The organism is Mycobacterium neumannii, from assembly GCF_048452905.1.
Lineage (GTDB): Bacteria > Actinomycetota > Actinomycetes > Mycobacteriales > Mycobacteriaceae > Mycobacterium > Mycobacterium neumannii_B.
Window position 1 is genome coordinate 306,768 of sequence record NZ_JBCGVF010000008.1, and the last position, 16,384, is coordinate 323,151.

The following is a 16,384-nucleotide window of genomic DNA, read 5'->3' on the forward strand; positions in this document are numbered from 1 at the left end:
ATTGGTTCCGCGTTCGTCGGGGCACTCCAGGGTGGTGCACACCGTCGAGTACTCCCCCGGCCGGTCCGCAGACATCTACGGCGACCCGGCGCAAACCACTGTCCTGATGTGGCACGGCGCGCAGACCGATTCGCGCGCCGCGATGCGGCCGTTGGCCGAACGGGTGCACGAGCACGGATTGTCGGTTGTACTGGCCGACTGGGATTCGCACGCCGACGACCGTGGGCGTAGCGACCTGTTGGCGTCGGCCGAGTTTTCGCGGGAGCATGCCGGCGACCAGCCGCTGGTTGTCGTCGGCTGGTCGATGGGCGGCTTGGCGGCGGCAGGTCTGGCGGTACACGCGCGACAGGTTGGTGTGGCCCACACCGTCTGCCTCGCGGGAGCATTCATGGTCGCCGATCCGATCAGTGGCTCGCCGCTGCCGGCTGAGTTGAACGGTTACCCTGCGTCGTTCACGCTGTTGCACGGTGCGCACGACGACGTGATACCGCCCTCGGTCAGCCGGGAGTTCGCCTCGACACTCGAGCGCAACGGCTGGCCGGTCTCGTGCGTCGTGCTGGAGGCCGACCACGGGTCGATCGCGGGCGCGACATACGACGCTGCCGCCGACCGCTACTCGCCGGCTACCGATCCGGCGACGCTATCGGTGGCGACGGACGTGGCGTCGCGAATCGCTGCGGTGTTCTGATCATTCCGCGGTGTCGATACGATGGGCCCACCGCAGGTGCCCGCCGCCCATGTCGGCACAGACGAACGCCACGCCGTCGGAGCCCTGAGCCGACAAGTTCTGTTCGGGGCAGTCCATCGCGACATTGTGGATGCCCACGAGCGGCCCGGCCGGCGTCCAGACCCCCACCCTGTTACAGACGAACGTTGCCCCGGTGGGGCCGAGCCCGTAATTGAAATACTTGCCGGGCTTGCAGGGCGTCCCCTCGACGACACTGTGCGTGACGTTGGGAACGCAGTCGGCGGAGTAGCAGACGGCCTCAGCTTGCGGCGCCATCACGATCGAGGCGGTGACCGCCGTCAGCGCCGCGAAGTCGGCCATCCATGAACGGGCCATCTCTCGATGGTGACACTCGGAGGTGAAATTCGGTCAGGATTCGCTTGACCTCAACAAAGGTTCAGGTCGCAGAGTCGATACATGACTACTTCCACAACGCAGTTGACACGAATTCGGGACGATCTCTGGCAGACCCGGATGGACTCGCCGTTTCCTGGCCTCACCACGCACGCGTATCTGTGGCGAGGCCCGCATGGCAACGTGTTGTTCTACAGCCCGGCCACGGGGGCCGATTTCGACGCAATCGACGCACTCGGCGGCGTCAGCGCGCAATACCTGTCGCATCTCGACGAGGCCGGTCCGAACCTCAAGCGGATCGAAGAGCGGTTCGGTCGACGGCTGCACGCGCCGGAGGCAGAGATCGACACCATTGCCGAGCACGCTGTCGTCGACGTGGCCGTCGGTAGTGTGCGGCACCTAGACGTCAACGGCGTCGAGATACTTCCCACGCCGGGCCACTCCGCTGGCAGCACAAGCTATCTCGTCACCGGTGTGACCGGTGAGCGTTACCTGTTCACCGGCGACACCATGTTCCCGACCGCTTCGGGGACCTGGGAGACCTTCCTGGTTCCGGGTCGCGGTGACGCCGGGCAGCTGCGCGAAAGTGTGAAGTTATTGGGCACTGTCGCACCCGACCTCGTGCTCTCGAGCGCATTCGGTGGCGAGACGGCATGGATGGCCGTCGACTCGCAACAGTGGGCCGAATGCGTGGCGCAAGCGCTGGCGACCGTGCCGTCATAGCCGGTTTCTCGTGGGTTGTGGCCGTTTTTGGCGCTCGCGGATCTCGTTTGTGAATCTAGCGGCGGTTTTTGCGGGATATCCGTCGGTGGTTTCACAAACGGGGTCGCGCTAGGGCGTGCGCTGGTCGTAGGTGTCGTGCCAACTCCACCACTCGTAGGGCGGGTCCTGCGGATAGCCCTCGGGTGAATCCTCCCAATCCTCCTGCCGGCCGAGCGGCGTCACGTCGAGCAGGTTCCACGTGTTGACGAACACCTCGTCACCGCGCCCGTTCACGAGATACGTGCGGTAGACGCGGTTCTCGTTGTCGCGGATGAAAACGTTGGTGCCGTGCCAGTCCTGGACGCCGAAGTCGACGTCGAAGGCTGCGTCCTTGCTGGGGAGGATCGTGTACCACGGGTGTCGCCAACCCATCTTCGACTTCATACGCTCGAGGTCCGCCTGCGAAGCGCGGGACACGTAGACGAACGTGGTGTCGCGGGCGTTGAGATGGGCGAGGTTGGGTACATGGTCGGCCATCAAAGAGCAACCAACACAACCGTGTTCGGGCCAGTCACCGTCGGAGGTGCCGGGCTCGATGAACGCCCGGTAGACGATCAGCTGGCGTCGGCCGTCGAACAGATCGAGAAAGCTCACCCTGCCCTCGGGCCCCTCGAAGGTGTAGTTCTTGTCGACGGCCATCCACGGCATCCGTCGGCGCTGGGCGGCCAGGGCGTCGCGGGCTCGCATGAGTTCCTTCTCCTTGACGAGCATCTCCTGCCAGGCAGCGTCCCACTCTTCTGCGGCCACGATCGGCGGTGTCTTCACTTATCGTCACTCCCTTGTCATCTCGCGGTTAAGTCGTCGGAACGCCCCGCTTGAAGGCGCGACCACTGCGCGATCGGTCGTCCGTTGCTGCGCATAGGCTGGCGGTCCTCGGCGAGCGGGTATATCGGCCAGCCCGGTGGTGAGTCCTCCCACTCTTCCTGGCGTCCGTACGCAGTGAGGTCCATCAGCGCCAGGCTGGAATCCATGGCTTCGACGCCGCGGCGGGTCGTCCAGTAGGTCTCGAAGACACGGTCGCCGTCGCGCACATAGCAGACCAGGTGCATGAGGTTCTTTCGTCGTCCGACGAGCAGGGTCTCGAGAGAGTCCTGCGCCGAGTACCACGGCATCTCCCATCCCATGAAATCGCGGTAGCGGCGGCTTTCGTCGTAGGGGCCCTGGCAGAGCACTGCGTAGGTGATGTCCCGAGAGTGAAGGTACGACAGCTCGGTGACCTGGCTGGCGCACCATGTGCAACCTTCACACTGTGCGGGTGCCGGGTGGCCGGCATGCCACATGAAGTAGTACGCGATCAGTTGCGAGCGCCCCTCGAACGCGTCGAGCAAGGTGACCGGCCCTCGTGGGCCGACGAGCATTGTGGTGGAGTCGATTTCGACCATCGGCAGACGCCTGCGGGCCGCGGCGATCGCGTCGCCTTCGCGGGTATGGGCCTTTTCCCGAACCCGTAAGGCGTCGATCGCCGCCTGCCACGTCTCGCGGTCGGCGACCGCAGGGATCGAGGTCATGACGCTGCTTCCAGTTCACTCTTGAGGTTGGCGAGCTTCCATGGCCAACCGCCGGAGATCAGGCCACGCACAGTGCTTTCCGGCGGAAACTCGTCGTGCACAACAGTCAGCTTCACCTGGCCGTCCTCGATCGGTTCGATCTCGAAGGTGACCTTCGAGCGCCTCTCGGCCGCCGCCTTTTCCACGACGTCCTGGTCGAGGCCCAGCGTCACCAGTTCGGGCACGAAGGTGTGGAAGGTGAACGCGAGCCGCCGATACGGCTCCGACTCGAGAATCACCTGCTCCGGATCCGTGATCTCCAGCCCGGTGCAGTCGGACCACACATAGGAGGAGCCCTTCTTGAAGTCCGACACCAGGGCGTGACCCATGTAGCGGTTGGAGAAGGCCGGGTCGGTGATGGCCTGCCACAGGCGTTCGGGTGTGGTGCGGATATAGGTGACGTAGACGAATTCGCTGCTGCTCATCGGGTGGATCTCCAATGCTGTCTTGAGGTCCGCGAGCGTCTGCACTCGCGCGCGGTCGTACTGATGGATCCAGCGGTCGGCTATCGCGTTGATCGGCTCCGCGTTGAGGTAGTGCAACTTCTCGCGCCCCCGCCACACGGTGGTGATGAGGTTGGCGGATTCCAGCACGGCGAGGTGCTTGCTCACCGACTGGCGGGCCATCGACAACCGCGAGCACAGATCCCGCAGCGTCTGGCCGTTGCGGTCGTTGAGGCTGTCGAGAAGCAAGCGCCGATTCGGGTCGGCCAGCGCCTTGAAAACGTCGTCCATCCCTGCCACCTGGTTCATGCAGCCGGTTGGCTGCACGTCTGACGATAGGCAGCCGTTCGGCTGCGTGTCAATGGTGAGGGTGGGGCCATGCCTCATTGTCGAGCGCCCGCTCATTGCCACGCGACGCCGAGAGTCGAGTGAGCCAGGACCCCTGCCGTTTCGATCCAGAGGTCCGGAACAGGGTCACCGCCCGGGTCGGGTCGTTCGCGGCTAGCGCCTTACGCCCGAGTTTTGCGGCGCTCCTGTAGCGGATGGCGTCGATTTCGGTAGTGCTCAGGGTCCAGCCGGTGCCCTCCGTCAACACGAAGCCGTCTCCCAGGGCGCGACGCAGCGACGAGATGTCGGTCTGCAACGCCTTGGTGGCTGTCCGCGGTGGGTCATCGCCCCAGAGCAGCGCGACGAGAGTGTCGGCCGACACGACCGAACCGCCGCCAGGAACCCCCATCCACCTCTTGGAGCGTAATTACACCGCGATCGTCTGAAAGCCGATTCAACATGCGGTCGAGAACAAGTAAAAAACCTCTGAGCTGGGTCTTTGCGCTAGCAACGAAATGCCGTCGTCGCAGCGCCGTCGCTGTGGCAGGCTCAGCTCGTGGACCTGCCCACACCGGATCCCGCCCTGCCCCATCTGGCCGATGTGGTGCCGTCGATCCTGTCGGCGATGGGCGCCGGCGGGTTCGAGAACTCCCTCGGGCTCGTCGATGACCTAGGCGGGGCCTGTGTCCTGCTGATCGACGGTTTGGGCGCCGAACTTCTCGACCGCTACGCCGCCGATGCACCCACGATGGCGTCGCTCCGAGGTAGGACGTTGACCGTCGGCTTCCCGTCGACCACCGCCGCGGGGCTGGCGGCGGTCGGCACCGGCCGCCGTTCCGGCGAACACGGGTTCGTCGGCTATTCGTTCCGAGTCCCGGACGCCGGCGTTATCAACGCCCTGCGTTGGCGCCCGCACCCCTGGGGCCAGGACCTTCGGGGCACTGTCATCCCTGAACAGATGCAACCACTGCCCACCACCTTCGAGCGGGCCACCTCGGCGGGCGTTGCCGTCAGCATCATCTCCGGGGCCGAGTTCACCGGCTCCGGCCTCACCCGCGCCGTGCTTCGCGGCGGACGCTACGTGGGTGTTCATGCGCTCGGCGATCTCGCGGCGGCGGTGCAGACCACGCTCTCCGAGGGCGGATTCTGCTACGGGTACCACGCTGAGCTCGACATGCTGGGCCACCTGTACGGCCCGGGCTCGACGCAATGGCGCATGCAGCTGCGGCAGATCGACACGCTCATCGAATCGGTGGTCGAGGCGTTGCCGCCGGGCGGGCTGCTGGCCGTGGTGGCCGACCACGGGATGGTCGAGGTCTCGTCGAGCGAGACGATCGACATCGATGGCACCCCCGCGCTGCTCGACGGCGTGGAGGCGGTCGCCGGAGAGGCGCGCGCCCGGCACGTCTATATAGAGGAAGGTTCGCAGGGCGATGTGCTCGAGGCCTGGCGAACCGTGCTGGGTGAGCGTGCGTGGGTGCTCTCCCGGGAGGAAGCCATCGAGGCCGGCTGGTTCGGACCCCAGGTCAGCGACGAGGTTCGGCCCCGGATCGGCGATATCGTGGCCGCCGCCCGCGACACCGCGGCGATCGTGCGGCGCACCGCCGAACCGCTGGAATCATCACTGATCGGACACCACGGGTCGCTCACCTTCGCTGAACAGACGGTGCCGTTGCTGCTGGCGCGCGGCTGAGCTTTCGTAGCAACCCTCGCGGTACACGGCAGATTGACTGGGGTCCAACGTGATTCAGGCCGTGATGCGGCATCGCATCGGCAATTCGATTGCTACACGGCCTAATTCGCCCAGCGGCAATAGACGTTGCTGAGTCAACGCCAAAAGGGCGATTCCGCAATGCTATTCGTGAAGTAGGCAATAGAAACCGCAGGCTGTGAAGGCGATCACAGAATTTGGTGGCCTTGTCCGGAAACTTGTAGCGTCCGACCGCGTGTTTGCTATTGCCACGCTTTTGACGCTTGTAAACCAGGTGTCCGGCACGCCGTACGTCACCGGCGGCGACTCGCCTGCCGGTACGGACTGCTCGGGCCTGGTGTCTTGGGTGACGAATGCAGCGACCGGTCGGCCCGTGTACGGCGACCGGTTCAACACGGGAAACATCGAGAGCGCGCTGCTCGAGCGTGGGTTCCAGTACGGCACCCAGCCGGGCGCGCTGGTCGTCGGCTGGAACAGCGGCCACACCGCGGCCACCCTGCCCGACGGCACTCCCGTCTCGTCCGGTGAGGGCGGCGGCGTGAAGATCGGTGGCGGCGGCGCCTACCAGGACCAGTTCACCAACCACATGTTCCTGCCGGTGCCGCCTGAGCAGCCGATGGTCCCGGGTGCCCCGCCCGCGCCGGTGGTGATGATGGCGGGGCACGAGCCCGCCCCGCCGGCCGCTCCGTTCGCCCCGCCACCGCCTCCGGCTCCGGCCCCGCCGCCGGGCGATCCGTTCGCCCCGCCGCCCCCTCCGCCGCCGGCTCCGATGCCGGGCGCCCCGTTGGCACCCCCGCCGCCGCCGCCTCCGGCCGACCCGTTCGCGCCGCCGCCGCCGGCTCCGATGCCTCCGGCCTGAGCGCGACCCGCGCCCGGATAGCCTCTGCGGCGTGATCGTGCTTCTTCCGCCCTCGGAGACCAAACGGGTCGGAGGCGACGGGCCCCCACTGCGGGTGGAGTCGCTCAGCTCGCCTGAGCTCGGGCCCCTACGTGCCGAACTGCTCGACGAGCTGGTGGAATTGGCCGCCGACCGGTCTGCCTGCCGGCGCGCCCTGGGGCTCTCCGCATCGCAGGACGTCGAGATCGAGCGCAACGCGGAGTTGCGCGTGGCGCCGACGTTGCCGGCGATCAGCCGCTACACAGGTGTCCTCTACGACGCGCTGGACGTCGGATCGCTGCGCGGTGCCACCGCAGCGCGGGCAAGGGCGCGGCTGGCCGTCGGCTCGGCGTTGTTCGGACTGCTGCGCGCCGACGATCCGGTCCCGGCCTATCGGCTCTCGGCGACGTCGAAGCTTCCCGGCCGGCCGTCATTGGCGACGCGGTGGCGCCCACTGCTGGAACCCGTGCTGGCCGACTGGGCAATCGACAACCTGGTCGTCGACCTCCGCTCCGGTTCGTATGCGGCGCTCGGCCGGCTGCCCAACGCGGTACGCGTGGACGTCGTCGCCGAGCATCCAGACGGGCGCCGCAGCGTGGTGACCCACTTCAACAAGGCGCACAAGGGGCGACTCGCCCGCGTACTGGCGGGCACGCGATCCGAACCCGCCGATGCGGCCGCGGTCGCAGCAGTGGCGCGCCGCGCCGGTATGCGGGTGGAACGCCGCGGAGACGAGCTGACCGTCGTCGTCGCCGCCTGAGCGGACCGCCGTCAGATCTTGACGGTCATGTCGCTGGTGTAGAACTCCTTGGGGTCCTGGGAGAACGGGTCGGGCCGCGTGATCCACACCCAAGCCCCCGTCGCTCCCGGTTCGATGCTGTCGTGGAGGCTGACGGTGCCGTGACCGACACCGTTGGTCTGCAACGTAGCCATGGCGACACCGGGATCGCTGCCGAGGCAGGGTGCCGACGACGGCCGCGGAACCTGAATGAGCCGGACGTCGTAGCGCATGTTGGGTACGGCCACGTCGAGCGTGACATCCGCGGACAGATTCGACCCGCTCGACCTGATGACGCTCGTGCCCCGCCCATAGCCGGTCGGGCCGTTGTAGTCGGTCTCGCTGAAATCGCAACGCCGCGACACCTGGTTCATCGGGACGAACGTGTCATTGGCCGCCGCGATGCCGGCGGTCAGCAACCCGAGGGGCGCCGCGGTCGTGAGCGCAGCGGCCGAGGCCATCAGTCGGATCGATCGGCGCATGTCTTCGTCCTCGTTCCTCATCCGCGGTGTGTAGCGACCGGATTGACCGTCGTCGCTACCGTAAACCACCCGCCTCCCGCGCCGGAACGGTTCGCCGGGTGTTCAGCGCCTGGGCGATCAGTCGCGGCACTCGACGACGTCGTAGGCGCCGTCGGCATACCGCGCCCTGATCAACTTCTTGTCGAACTTGCCGACGCTGGTCTTGGGCACCTCCTCGACGAACGCCCAACGCTCCGGCAACCAGAACCGGGGTACGTTGTCGCTCAGATGTTTCCGCAACTCGTCCGGGGCTACGGATGCGCCCTTGTCGAGGACCACCGCTGCCAACGGCCGCTCCTGCCAACGGTCGTCGGGCACCGCGACGACCGCCGCCTCGTACACGGCGGGGTGGTCCATGATGCGCAGCTCCAACTCCACAGACGAGATCCATTCCCCACCGGACTTGATCACGTCCTTGGCCCTGTCGGTTAACGTGATGAAGCCTTGAGGATCGATCTTTCCGACGTCACCGGTGCGCAACCATCCCTCGTCGAACTTGCTCGAGTCGGCGTTGAGGTAGTACGAGCCGGTGATCCACGGGCCGCGGATCTCGATCTCGCCCACGGCTTTCCCGTCGCTGGGCAGGACCGCGCCCTGGTCGTCGACGATGCGGATCTCCACGCCGCACAGTGCGCGGCCGGCCGCGGCTCGCAACGTCCAGTGGTCGTCACCGGTCACTTCCGGCGGCGGGACTGCGATCGCCGCGAGCGGAGAGGTTTCGGTCATGCCCCAGCCCTGCCGGATGACGACGTCGAAGCGCTCTTGGTATTCCTTCATCATCGCCAGTGGGACCGCCGATCCGCCGCAGCAGACGTTGCGCAGCGACGAGATGTCCCTGTCCGGGTTGGCGTGCAAGAAGTTGAGCACGTCGTTCCATATCGTCGGCACCGCCGCCGACACGGTCGGACGGTGACGCTCGATCATGTCGACCAGCGGGGCGGCCTGCAGAAATCGGTCGGGCAGCAACAGATCGGCGCCGGCCATCACCGACGCATACGGCTGACCCCACGCGTTGGCGTGAAACATCGGAACGACAGTCAACACGCGGTCTCCGTCGGCCAGACCGATGCCGTTGGCCGAGCACACGGCCATCGAGTGCAGATACGTCGACCGGTGGCTGTAGACAACGCCCTTCGGGTTGCCGGTCGTGCCGCTGGTGTAACACATTGCGGCGGCGCTCTTTTCATCGAGATCCGGCCAGTCGTACTCGAGCGGCTGCTCGGCGATGAGGTCGTCGTACCGAATCACCGTGCGCCCGGTGTCGGCGAGTTCGGTGATGTCGCCGTCCCCGACCGCGACCACGGTGTGCACGGTTGTCAGCTGCGGCAGGATCGGCGCGAACAACGCGACGAGCGACATGTCCACCAGTACAACGGAATCCTCGGCCTGGTTGGCGATGAACGCGACCTGATCGCCGCCCAGGCGGATATTGAGTGTGTGCAGAACCGCGCCCATGCATGGCGCGGCGAAGTAGGCCTCGAGGTGTTCCTGGTTGTTCCACATGAACGTGGCGACCCGTTGCCCCTCGGTCACGCCGAGCGCACGCAGCCCGTTGGCCAACCGGGCCACCCGGCTTCCGAGCTCGCCGTAGCTGATCTCTCGCGAACCGTCGGGCGTCGCGGTGATCACCTTGCGGCCGGAGTGCCACCCCGTACCGTGTCGCAGGATCGTGGTCAGGGTCAGTGGAAAGTCCTGCATAGTGCTGTCCATCGGCACCTCCCGTGCGGCTGGATCGATAGCGCCATGATGGTCCATGTCCTGGCGTTTCGACAGGAAACCGGGTATCGCGTCGCTAGCATCTGCGGTCATGGCCCAACCGAGCTATCCGCCCGCCTACCCGATGCCGCAGCCCCCCAAGCGGCCGGTGTCCGGCGCGGACATCACGGCTTCCATAGTCGCCCTGGTGATGACCGCAGCGATGATCGTTGTCGGCGCGGTGTTCGGGCTCTTCTCCCTCGCGTTTCTGGATCACTGCCCTCCCGAGAGTTGCAGCGAGGCGGGCGCGGTCGGCGCGATCATCAACGCGCTGTTGATCGCCGCCGCCATCGGTGTGGCCGGGTTGATCGTCACGGTCGTGCAGCTGGTGCGGCGCGAGCGTGGCTGGCCGTTCGCGCTGGGAACCTTCGGGCTCTGCCTGGCTACGCTCATCGTCGGGGGCTTCTTCTACACGTTGGCGGTCGGCTGAAACACCCGAGCGCCCGGGCAATTTGGCCTACCGTGGGTCGCGTGGAAACACACCCGGCAAAAGCCCCCGGCCTGGTAGCGGTCGAGGCACTGCGCTCAGGGGACCCTGTCGTCGATGTCAACGGTGGCGGTCAGCATTACACGGTGTTGGAGGCCAAGGACCTCGGCGAGGGATGTGTCGTCCTCGAACTCGAGTCGAAGGCCCACGACGAACTGCGGGTGATCGAGATGACGTTCCCCGCCGGTTATCAGATGGAAGTATCGCCCCGCCGACTGCTGTAGACCGCCGTCGGCGCACCTCAGATGGGAGTACGCGTGCTGCGCGATATCCGCGAGTTGTCCGATTCACCCGAGGAGTATGCAGAGGAACTGCGCAGGCGCTGGGGCGGACTGCTGAGTTATCGGTACATCGGCCGCAGTTACGCGCAGATGGACCTCGTCGAGGAGGACAACACGGTCACCGTGCGCCGCGACATGCGCGACGCGGCCGGTGGGCTGCTGTTCGCCGTGCTGGGCATCTCGGCACCCGAGAGCGGCCACATGTCCGACCTGGAGGCGGTGCCGAACCCGGTCATCCATTCCTGCCAAATCCTCGACCCGGGGCGCGACGTCGGATGCTTCGAGGTGGTATCCGAGGAACTGAGGGTCGGCCGCCAGATGGGCTACAGCCGCGCAAAGATCGTCGACGCCGACAAGCCGGACCGCGTGCTCGCCCTGATCGAGGGGCAGGGCGTCAGCATCGGCGTCCCGCCCGATGGGCTGGGACGGATGGAAGCCAACCCGCTCGAGATCGTCGACTCGCCCGACCTGCCGCCGCTGTGGCAGGTCTTCGGTGGCCGTCGTCGGTCCGACGGGCGCTGGGGGCTGCCGGACCTCTCGGCCGAGGTCGCATCGCCCGATGCGGCCCTACACGTCGGGCCGCAGTTCGTCATCCTCGAGACCGCCGCCATCGACGCCGCGGCCACCGCCGCGGGGACCGACCGCCTTCACGGGGTGTCCTGCCACGTCATGTTCATGGCGCGCGGTAAGGCCGGCCCGTTCCGGGTCGAGACCGAACCGGTGCGCGGGTCCGATGGCACCTTTGCGGTCCGGGCGGTTATGCATGACGAGGGCGTCGACGACCGAGTCACCACCGCCGCGTCGTACGTGTTTCGGGTGGCCTAATCGGGTGATCGGCCGGACGCCATGAGACACTTTCGCCATGGTTGTCGCAATCGCCCGCCCCAAGCTCGAGGGCAGCGTCGCTGTCGGTGAGGATCGACGCATCGGCTTCGCCGAGTTCGGTGACCCGCAAGGCCGCGCCATCTTCTGGCTGCATGGCACCCCGGGTGCCCGCCGTCAGATACCGATGGAAGCGCGCATCTATGCGGAGAAGGCGAACATCCGCCTGATCGGCCTCGACCGGCCCGGGATCGGGTCCTCGACCCCGCACCGGTACGAGCGGGTCGTCGACTTCGCCGTTGACCTGCGCACCATCGCCGACACGCTTGGCATCGACAAGATGGCCGTGGTCGGCCTCTCCGGCGGTGGTCCGTACACCCTCGGGTGCGCGGCCGCGATGCCCGACCGCGTCGTCGTCGCGGGCGTTATCGGCGGCGTCGCGCCCACGGTCGGCCCCGACGCGATCCACGGCGGCCTGATGGGCAACCTAGGCACACGCGTCGCACCGCTGCTGCAGTACGCGGGAATCCCGGTCGGGCTACTGGCCTCGGCACTGGTCCGGTTTATCAAGCCGGTCGCCTCCCCCATCACCGACCTCTACGGTCGCGTGTCACCCGAGGGCGATCGCCGGCTTCTGGCCCGGCCGGAGATCAAGGCGATGTTCCTCGACGACCTGCTCAATGGCAGCCGTAAGCAGTTGGCGGCTCCGTTCTCCGACATCGTCGTGTTCGCCCGTGATTGGGGCTTCCGGCTCGATGAGATCACCGTGCCGATCCGGTGGTGGCACGGCGACGCCGACCACATCGTTCCGTTCCGTCACGGTGAGCACGTCGTCTCGAAGCTCCGCGACGCCCAGCTGTACACGATGCCCGGTGAGAGTCACCTCGCCGGCCTTGGCCGCGCCGAGGAAATCCTGCAGACAACGATGAAGGTGTGGGACGAATACCAGACCCAGCGTCCCTGACCGCGGGGCCTGTCAGAAACCGAACCCGAGCTCCGCGGGCACATCGCTGGCGAACGCCTCATCAAGTTGGACGACGACTCCGAAATCGTTCGCGCGCAATCGGTTCGCGGCCGCGAACGCAGATGCAGGATGGCTCCCGAGATAGAGGCTGCCTAACACGTCGTGACCCAGTCGCACCTCGGCAGCCGCATCGGTGCGTTTGCAGCGGGCGCGGCCGTCGCGGATATCAAGCGCGTACCGGCCGCCGTCCCCGCGGAAGCCGTCGGACACCTCGAGGATCGTAGACACCTCAGCCCGGTATGTGCGGGCCTCCAGCGCGGCCGGGATATCCATGAGGCGTAGCCAAAGGTCGTCTTGGTGGTGGCTGAGGCGGGCGGCCCGCGCATCGGTCAGCAGATAGGGCAATGGGTCGGCGGGGTGAGTGGCGAACCGGACGGTCTCCATCAGATCCAGCCCGAGCAGCGCCCGGCACAGGGCGGCGTGCGCGTCGCGAGTGACCGCGGTGAGCTCGGCGACCCGCACGAACATCGGATCATCACCAAAAACCCGATACAACGCGTAACCGTCGGGATGCAACAGCGTGAACCACGCGGTACCGCCTCGTCGATGCGGCTCTCGATCAGCGAGCAACTCGTCCCAGAGAGGTCGGGGCCGCAGCAGGCCGCCCGGCGTGGCGATCCGCCAGCGCTCATAGATCGCCGCGAGCTCTCCGCGGTGTTCGGTCGCGGTGACCATCCGTACCTGACCCGGATCGGGAGCGTCGTCGCGGAAGCGCGCGACCCGCCGGTCGACGGTGAGCTCCTGCTCGATGGTCGCGGGTCCGTAGCCGAATCGGCCGTAGATGCCGCCCTCACTGGCGGTGAGTCCAGCGAGCGGATAGGCCTGCGCGGCGATACGTCCGTGCAACTCTGTGTACATCGCGCGCAGCAGGCCTCGGCGGCGATGCGTCGGGGCTACGGCGACGAGTGTGACACCAGCCATCGGTAGCACCGCGCCGCCCGGGACCGTCAGCCGCAGATCGAGATAGTGCGCCATCCCCACGACGTCGTCTCCATTACACGCAACTACCGAACCGCCGTCAGGAATCAGCGTCCGCCACGCGTCAAAGGCCTCCTGCGGAATGAATGTTCCAAAGCTGGTCGCGTCGAGCAGCGCGATCGCCGGCCAGTCGGCGTCGGTCGCGGACCGAATCGCTACCGCTGGATCAGAGGATGGCACGTGCTACGACGCTGCCACACGGAACTGTCGCGGCGCACTCGAATTTAGCCGCTGCGGGCCAGCCAGCCGGACACCGTGGCCAGGTCCCGGCTGTAGGCCATCAGGATGTCGTCGTGGTACAGCGCGCCGCCGCTGATGGCGTCGTTTCCCTGCCAGATCACGTGGATACGCACCGGGCTGCGCGTGTAGTAGTCGGTACGGTCCGCGTCCCTGCGGTGCCATCCGGCCTCTACGGCGCGTTCAGACATCTCCTCGCGCGCGTTCTCCGCCATCGGTACTCCTCCTGTGTCGGACCCGTAGGTTAGCCGATCCGCATGGGACCGCTGCAGGAGGCGTCGGACCCGCATCAGTGGTCTGGCGCTGCGAACTTGACGACGAGGACGTCGCGGCGCGCAGGTCTGGACGGATCGAGGGGCCGAATGGGTGTCACGCCGTGAAGGGTACGACGGTCGTCGCCGAGCAGGAGCGTGCCCGGCTCACGCAACGTCGTCGACAACAGCTCGCGGCCGTCGGGATCGAACACTGAACTGGCCCCGCCCATGGCGTTGACGCGTCCGATCAACAGAGACGTCACCAACGTGACGCCATCGCGATGCAGCCCCTCTGGAGTCGCGTCACCGCCACCGGATGCCGAGGCGAGAACCCGAAATGGGGCGACCTTCACGCTCCAGCGCCGCCGCTCCTCGAGCATCGTGGCCGCTTCCCAAGGAACCGCAGCAGGCGGTGCAGGAGTGGCTCATCGACGAAGGCCTCCGTCAACGGTTCGAAGTGGCGGCTGCGGTCGACATAGAGCGGGTTGGACGCCTCGGGCTGGACGAACGCGTCCGGGCTGAGGAGTTCAACGGCGCCGTCGATCGGATTGGACAGGAAGTGTCCGTAGCGGCGCAGTCGCTGGGTACCGAGCTCGGCGGCGTACGGGTCGACGACCAGATCGTCCCAATGCCGGCTGAACCGTTCCCAATCCCGTCGGTCAGTGCCGAGGCTCGCATCGAGTTCGGCCGGGGCCACCAAGTACGTCCCGTCGGCGATCAATCGGTGCTGGGCGAGTGTCATCTCGCGCCGGGATTACCCCCGCTGACGTCGGGATAACGTCACGAGCGTCAGCTCAGCGCGCGGCGCAGCAGGTGCATGGCCACGGTGGTGGACCGCTCGCGGATGTCGGCTCGGTCGCCGGGCATCCGCAGCGACCTCGTCACCGCAGTGCCGTCCGCTAGCTTCAGGCTGAAACACACTGTGCCGACCGGCTTCTCCTTCGTTCCGCCGCCGGGTCCTGCGATGCCGGTGATCGCGACCGCGGTGTCCGCGCCGAACCGATTCAGGGCCCCGTCGGCCATCGCTTCGGCGACGGGTTCGGAGACCGCGCCGTGCTGTTCGATCAGCGCGGGGTCGACGCCGAGCAATTCGGACTTGGCGTCGTTAGCGTAGGCCACCACCGCGCCCGCGACGTATGCCGACGACCCGGCGAGGTCGGTCAGCCGCGCCGCCAGCAGCCCGCCGGTGCACGACTCCGCGGTCGCGATGCGGCGCCCGGTCAGCAGCCTGGCCACCTGGTCGTCGATGCGCGAGCCGTCCTCGGAGAACACCGCATCACCATGACGATCGCGCAGCAGAGCCATCAGCTTCGCGTAGGTCTCGGCGGCGTCGGGCTCATACCGAGTGACGACCTCGAGTTCACCGCGCCGCAGGCAGGTGGTGATCTCGAGCCGTCCGAAGCCGTCGATCTCGCGTTCGGCGTCGCGCAGCGTGTCGGCCAGACCGGACTCGGGAAGCCCGAACATCCGTACCATCTCCTGGCGGTAGACCGTGCGGTCCGCGATCGCCTTCTGCACGGCAGCGGTCTGCAACGCCAGCGGCCACATGGGCTGCAGCTCGCGTGGCGGACCCGGCAGCACGACAACTGTCGGCATGCCGGGGACCACCACACCCGGCGCGGTGCCCACCGGATCGATGACTTCAGCGCCTTCGGGGATCAGGGCCTGTTTGCGGTTGGCCGCCCGGATGGCCTCGGCGTCGACGTCCGGGAAGCGTGCCATCAGCCGCAATACGATGTCGGCGATCTTCTCCTCAAGTCGGTTGTCCAACACCAACTCTCGGCCGCTGAACCGAGCCACGGTCTCGACGGTCATATCGTCGGCGGTGGGCCCCAGGCCGCCAGTGGTGATGATGAGGTCCACGCCCTCGGCGGCCAGGAAACGTAGCTGGGCCTCGATGTCGCCGGGCCGGTCGCCGCATATCGTGATGTGGGCCAGCTCGACACCCAACTCCAGCAGCCGGTCGGCGAGCCAGGGTCCGTTGAGGTCTTGGATCCGGCCGGTGAGGACTTCCGTACCGGTGACGACGATGCCCGCGCGTGCGCTCACGATTGACGACGATACGCACCCGCCACAGCGGAGGCGCACGGCGGTAATGTCATTACCCATGACCGCGCCAAAGTCGCTTCGCGAGTTGTTCGACCAACTCGGCCTGACGGAGGTGCCGTCGCCCGAGGGCACCGTGACGATGGAGATGCCGGTCGACGAGCGGACCACCAATACCGCGGGCGGTCTGCAGGGCGGATTGATCGCGACGATGGCCGACGTGACGGCGGGCCAACTCGCCTCTCGAGTCACCCCGTTCGGCCAAGCCATCGCCACCACCGACCTGTTCATCCGCTACCTGCGGCCCATCAAGATCGGGCCGGCGAGGGCGGTCGCGCGGATCCTGCGTACCGGTAAACGTTCGGCGGTCGTGCAGGTCGACATCTACCGCGGCAATGACGACGAGGTCGGAGCGACTGCGACGGTGAACTTCGCCGCCGTCGACTGACCTGA

19 protein-coding genes and 2 pseudogenes are annotated in these 16,384 nt (G+C 67.0%); 10 read left to right on the top strand and 11 right to left on the bottom strand.

Annotated elements, in window-relative coordinates; translation table 11 throughout:
* Positions 1–34: 34 nt before the first annotated feature.
* Complete coding sequence (locus AAHH99_RS24205) at positions 35–688, top strand: alpha/beta hydrolase (protein WP_418771124.1); 654 nt, start codon at positions 35–37, stop codon at positions 686–688.
* Here AAHH99_RS24205 and AAHH99_RS24210 read toward each other — a convergent pair whose 3' ends face one another.
* Entirely contained in the window at positions 689–1,063 is a 375-nt protein-coding gene (locus tag AAHH99_RS24210) for a hypothetical protein (RefSeq protein WP_418770984.1), read from the bottom strand. It abuts the gene before it with no gap.
* Between the two features lie 81 nt (positions 1,064–1,144).
* Here AAHH99_RS24210 and AAHH99_RS24215 point away from each other — a divergent pair, with 81 nt between their 5' ends.
* Complete coding sequence (locus tag AAHH99_RS24215; protein WP_418770985.1) at positions 1,145–1,804, top strand: MBL fold metallo-hydrolase; 660 nt, start codon at positions 1,145–1,147, stop codon at positions 1,802–1,804.
* 108 nt (positions 1,805–1,912) lie between these two features.
* Here the strand turns inward: AAHH99_RS24215 and AAHH99_RS24220 are convergent, their stop codons facing one another.
* The 4 genes and pseudogenes from AAHH99_RS24220 to AAHH99_RS24235 all read right to left on the bottom strand — a co-directional run.
* Positions 1,913–2,608: a DUF899 domain-containing protein gene (locus AAHH99_RS24220; RefSeq protein ID WP_418770986.1), complete on the bottom strand. Its 696-nt coding sequence runs from the start codon at positions 2,606–2,608 to the stop codon at positions 1,913–1,915.
* A 17-nt stretch (positions 2,609–2,625) separates the two neighbouring features.
* Positions 2,626–3,351: a DUF899 family protein gene (locus AAHH99_RS24225; protein WP_418770987.1), complete on the bottom strand. Its 726-nt coding sequence runs from the start codon at positions 3,349–3,351 to the stop codon at positions 2,626–2,628.
* Entirely contained in the window at positions 3,348–4,124 is a 777-nt protein-coding gene (locus tag AAHH99_RS24230) for an ArsR/SmtB family transcription factor (RefSeq protein ID WP_418770988.1), read from the bottom strand. Before AAHH99_RS24230 ends, AAHH99_RS24225 begins: the two co-directional genes overlap by 4 nt.
* 175 nt (positions 4,125–4,299) lie before the next feature.
* A pseudogene (locus tag AAHH99_RS24235) lies at positions 4,300–4,569 on the bottom strand (AfsR/SARP family transcriptional regulator); the annotation flags it as partial.
* A 147-nt stretch (positions 4,570–4,716) separates the two neighbouring features.
* Here AAHH99_RS24235 and AAHH99_RS24240 point away from each other — a divergent pair.
* The 3 genes from AAHH99_RS24240 (at position 4,717) to yaaA (ending at position 7,508) form a co-directional block, all read left to right on the top strand.
* Positions 4,717–5,853 (top strand): alkaline phosphatase family protein, encoded by a 1,137-nt coding sequence (locus AAHH99_RS24240; protein ID WP_418770989.1) that lies wholly within the window; start codon positions 4,717–4,719, stop codon positions 5,851–5,853.
* Positions 5,854–6,106: 253 nt separating this feature from the next.
* A complete protein-coding gene (locus AAHH99_RS24245; RefSeq protein ID WP_418770990.1) occupies positions 6,107–6,730 on the top strand; it encodes an NlpC/P60 family protein in 624 nt (207 codons plus the stop codon).
* Positions 6,731–6,761: 31 nt separating this feature from the next.
* The gene (gene yaaA / locus AAHH99_RS24250; protein WP_418770991.1) at positions 6,762–7,508 is read left to right on the top strand and encodes a peroxide stress protein YaaA; all 747 of its coding nucleotides are present in this window, start codon (positions 6,762–6,764) and stop codon (positions 7,506–7,508) included.
* Positions 7,509–7,519: 11 nt separating this feature from the next.
* Here yaaA and AAHH99_RS24255 read toward each other — a convergent pair whose 3' ends face one another.
* Both AAHH99_RS24255 and AAHH99_RS24260 read right to left on the bottom strand, forming a co-directional pair.
* Positions 7,520–8,029, bottom strand: a complete 510-nt coding sequence (locus tag AAHH99_RS24255) for a hypothetical protein (RefSeq protein ID WP_418770992.1) — start codon at positions 8,027–8,029, stop codon at positions 7,520–7,522.
* 96 nt (positions 8,030–8,125) lie between these two features.
* A complete protein-coding gene (locus AAHH99_RS24260; RefSeq protein ID WP_418771125.1) occupies positions 8,126–9,757 on the bottom strand; it encodes a fatty acid--CoA ligase in 1,632 nt (543 codons plus the stop codon).
* A gap of 97 nt (positions 9,758–9,854) precedes the next feature.
* Here AAHH99_RS24260 and AAHH99_RS24265 point away from each other — a divergent pair, with 97 nt between their 5' ends.
* From AAHH99_RS24265 to AAHH99_RS24280, 4 genes are read left to right on the top strand one after another with little or no spacing between them, the layout of a single operon-like run.
* A complete protein-coding gene (locus AAHH99_RS24265) occupies positions 9,855–10,232 on the top strand; it encodes a hypothetical protein (RefSeq protein ID WP_418770993.1) in 378 nt (125 codons plus the stop codon).
* Between the two features lie 41 nt (positions 10,233–10,273).
* Positions 10,274–10,513, top strand: a complete 240-nt coding sequence (locus AAHH99_RS24270; RefSeq protein ID WP_067285624.1) for a hypothetical protein — start codon at positions 10,274–10,276, stop codon at positions 10,511–10,513.
* Positions 10,514–10,546: 33 nt separating this feature from the next.
* On the top strand, positions 10,547–11,395 hold the full coding sequence (locus tag AAHH99_RS24275; RefSeq protein ID WP_418771126.1) for a hypothetical protein: 849 nt from the start codon (positions 10,547–10,549) through the stop codon (positions 11,393–11,395).
* Positions 11,396–11,432: 37 nt separating this feature from the next.
* On the top strand, positions 11,433–12,356 hold the full coding sequence (locus AAHH99_RS24280; RefSeq protein WP_418770994.1) for an alpha/beta fold hydrolase: 924 nt from the start codon (positions 11,433–11,435) through the stop codon (positions 12,354–12,356).
* A gap of 12 nt (positions 12,357–12,368) precedes the next feature.
* Here the strand turns inward: AAHH99_RS24280 and AAHH99_RS24285 are convergent, their stop codons facing one another.
* The 4 genes and pseudogenes from AAHH99_RS24285 to AAHH99_RS24300 all read right to left on the bottom strand — a co-directional run bounded on the left by AAHH99_RS24285 (position 12,369) and on the right by AAHH99_RS24300 (position 15,994).
* A complete protein-coding gene (locus AAHH99_RS24285) occupies positions 12,369–13,574 on the bottom strand; it encodes an enhanced intracellular survival protein Eis (protein ID WP_418770995.1) in 1,206 nt (401 codons plus the stop codon).
* A 44-nt stretch (positions 13,575–13,618) separates the two neighbouring features.
* On the bottom strand, positions 13,619–13,846 hold the full coding sequence (locus AAHH99_RS24290; protein ID WP_418770996.1) for a hypothetical protein: 228 nt from the start codon (positions 13,844–13,846) through the stop codon (positions 13,619–13,621).
* 74 nt (positions 13,847–13,920) lie between these two features.
* Positions 13,921–14,627, bottom strand: a pseudogene (locus AAHH99_RS24295) (2OG-Fe dioxygenase family protein).
* Positions 14,628–14,674: 47 nt separating this feature from the next.
* Positions 14,675–15,994, bottom strand: coding sequence for a competence/damage-inducible protein A (locus AAHH99_RS24300; protein WP_418770997.1), 1,320 nt, complete (start codon positions 15,992–15,994; stop codon positions 14,675–14,677).
* Here AAHH99_RS24300 and AAHH99_RS24305 point away from each other — a divergent pair.
* A complete protein-coding gene (locus tag AAHH99_RS24305) occupies positions 15,993–16,379 on the top strand; it encodes a PaaI family thioesterase (RefSeq protein WP_418770998.1) in 387 nt (128 codons plus the stop codon). The two genes, AAHH99_RS24300 and AAHH99_RS24305, sit on opposite strands and share 2 nt — an antisense overlap.
* Positions 16,380–16,384 lie beyond the last annotated feature (5 nt).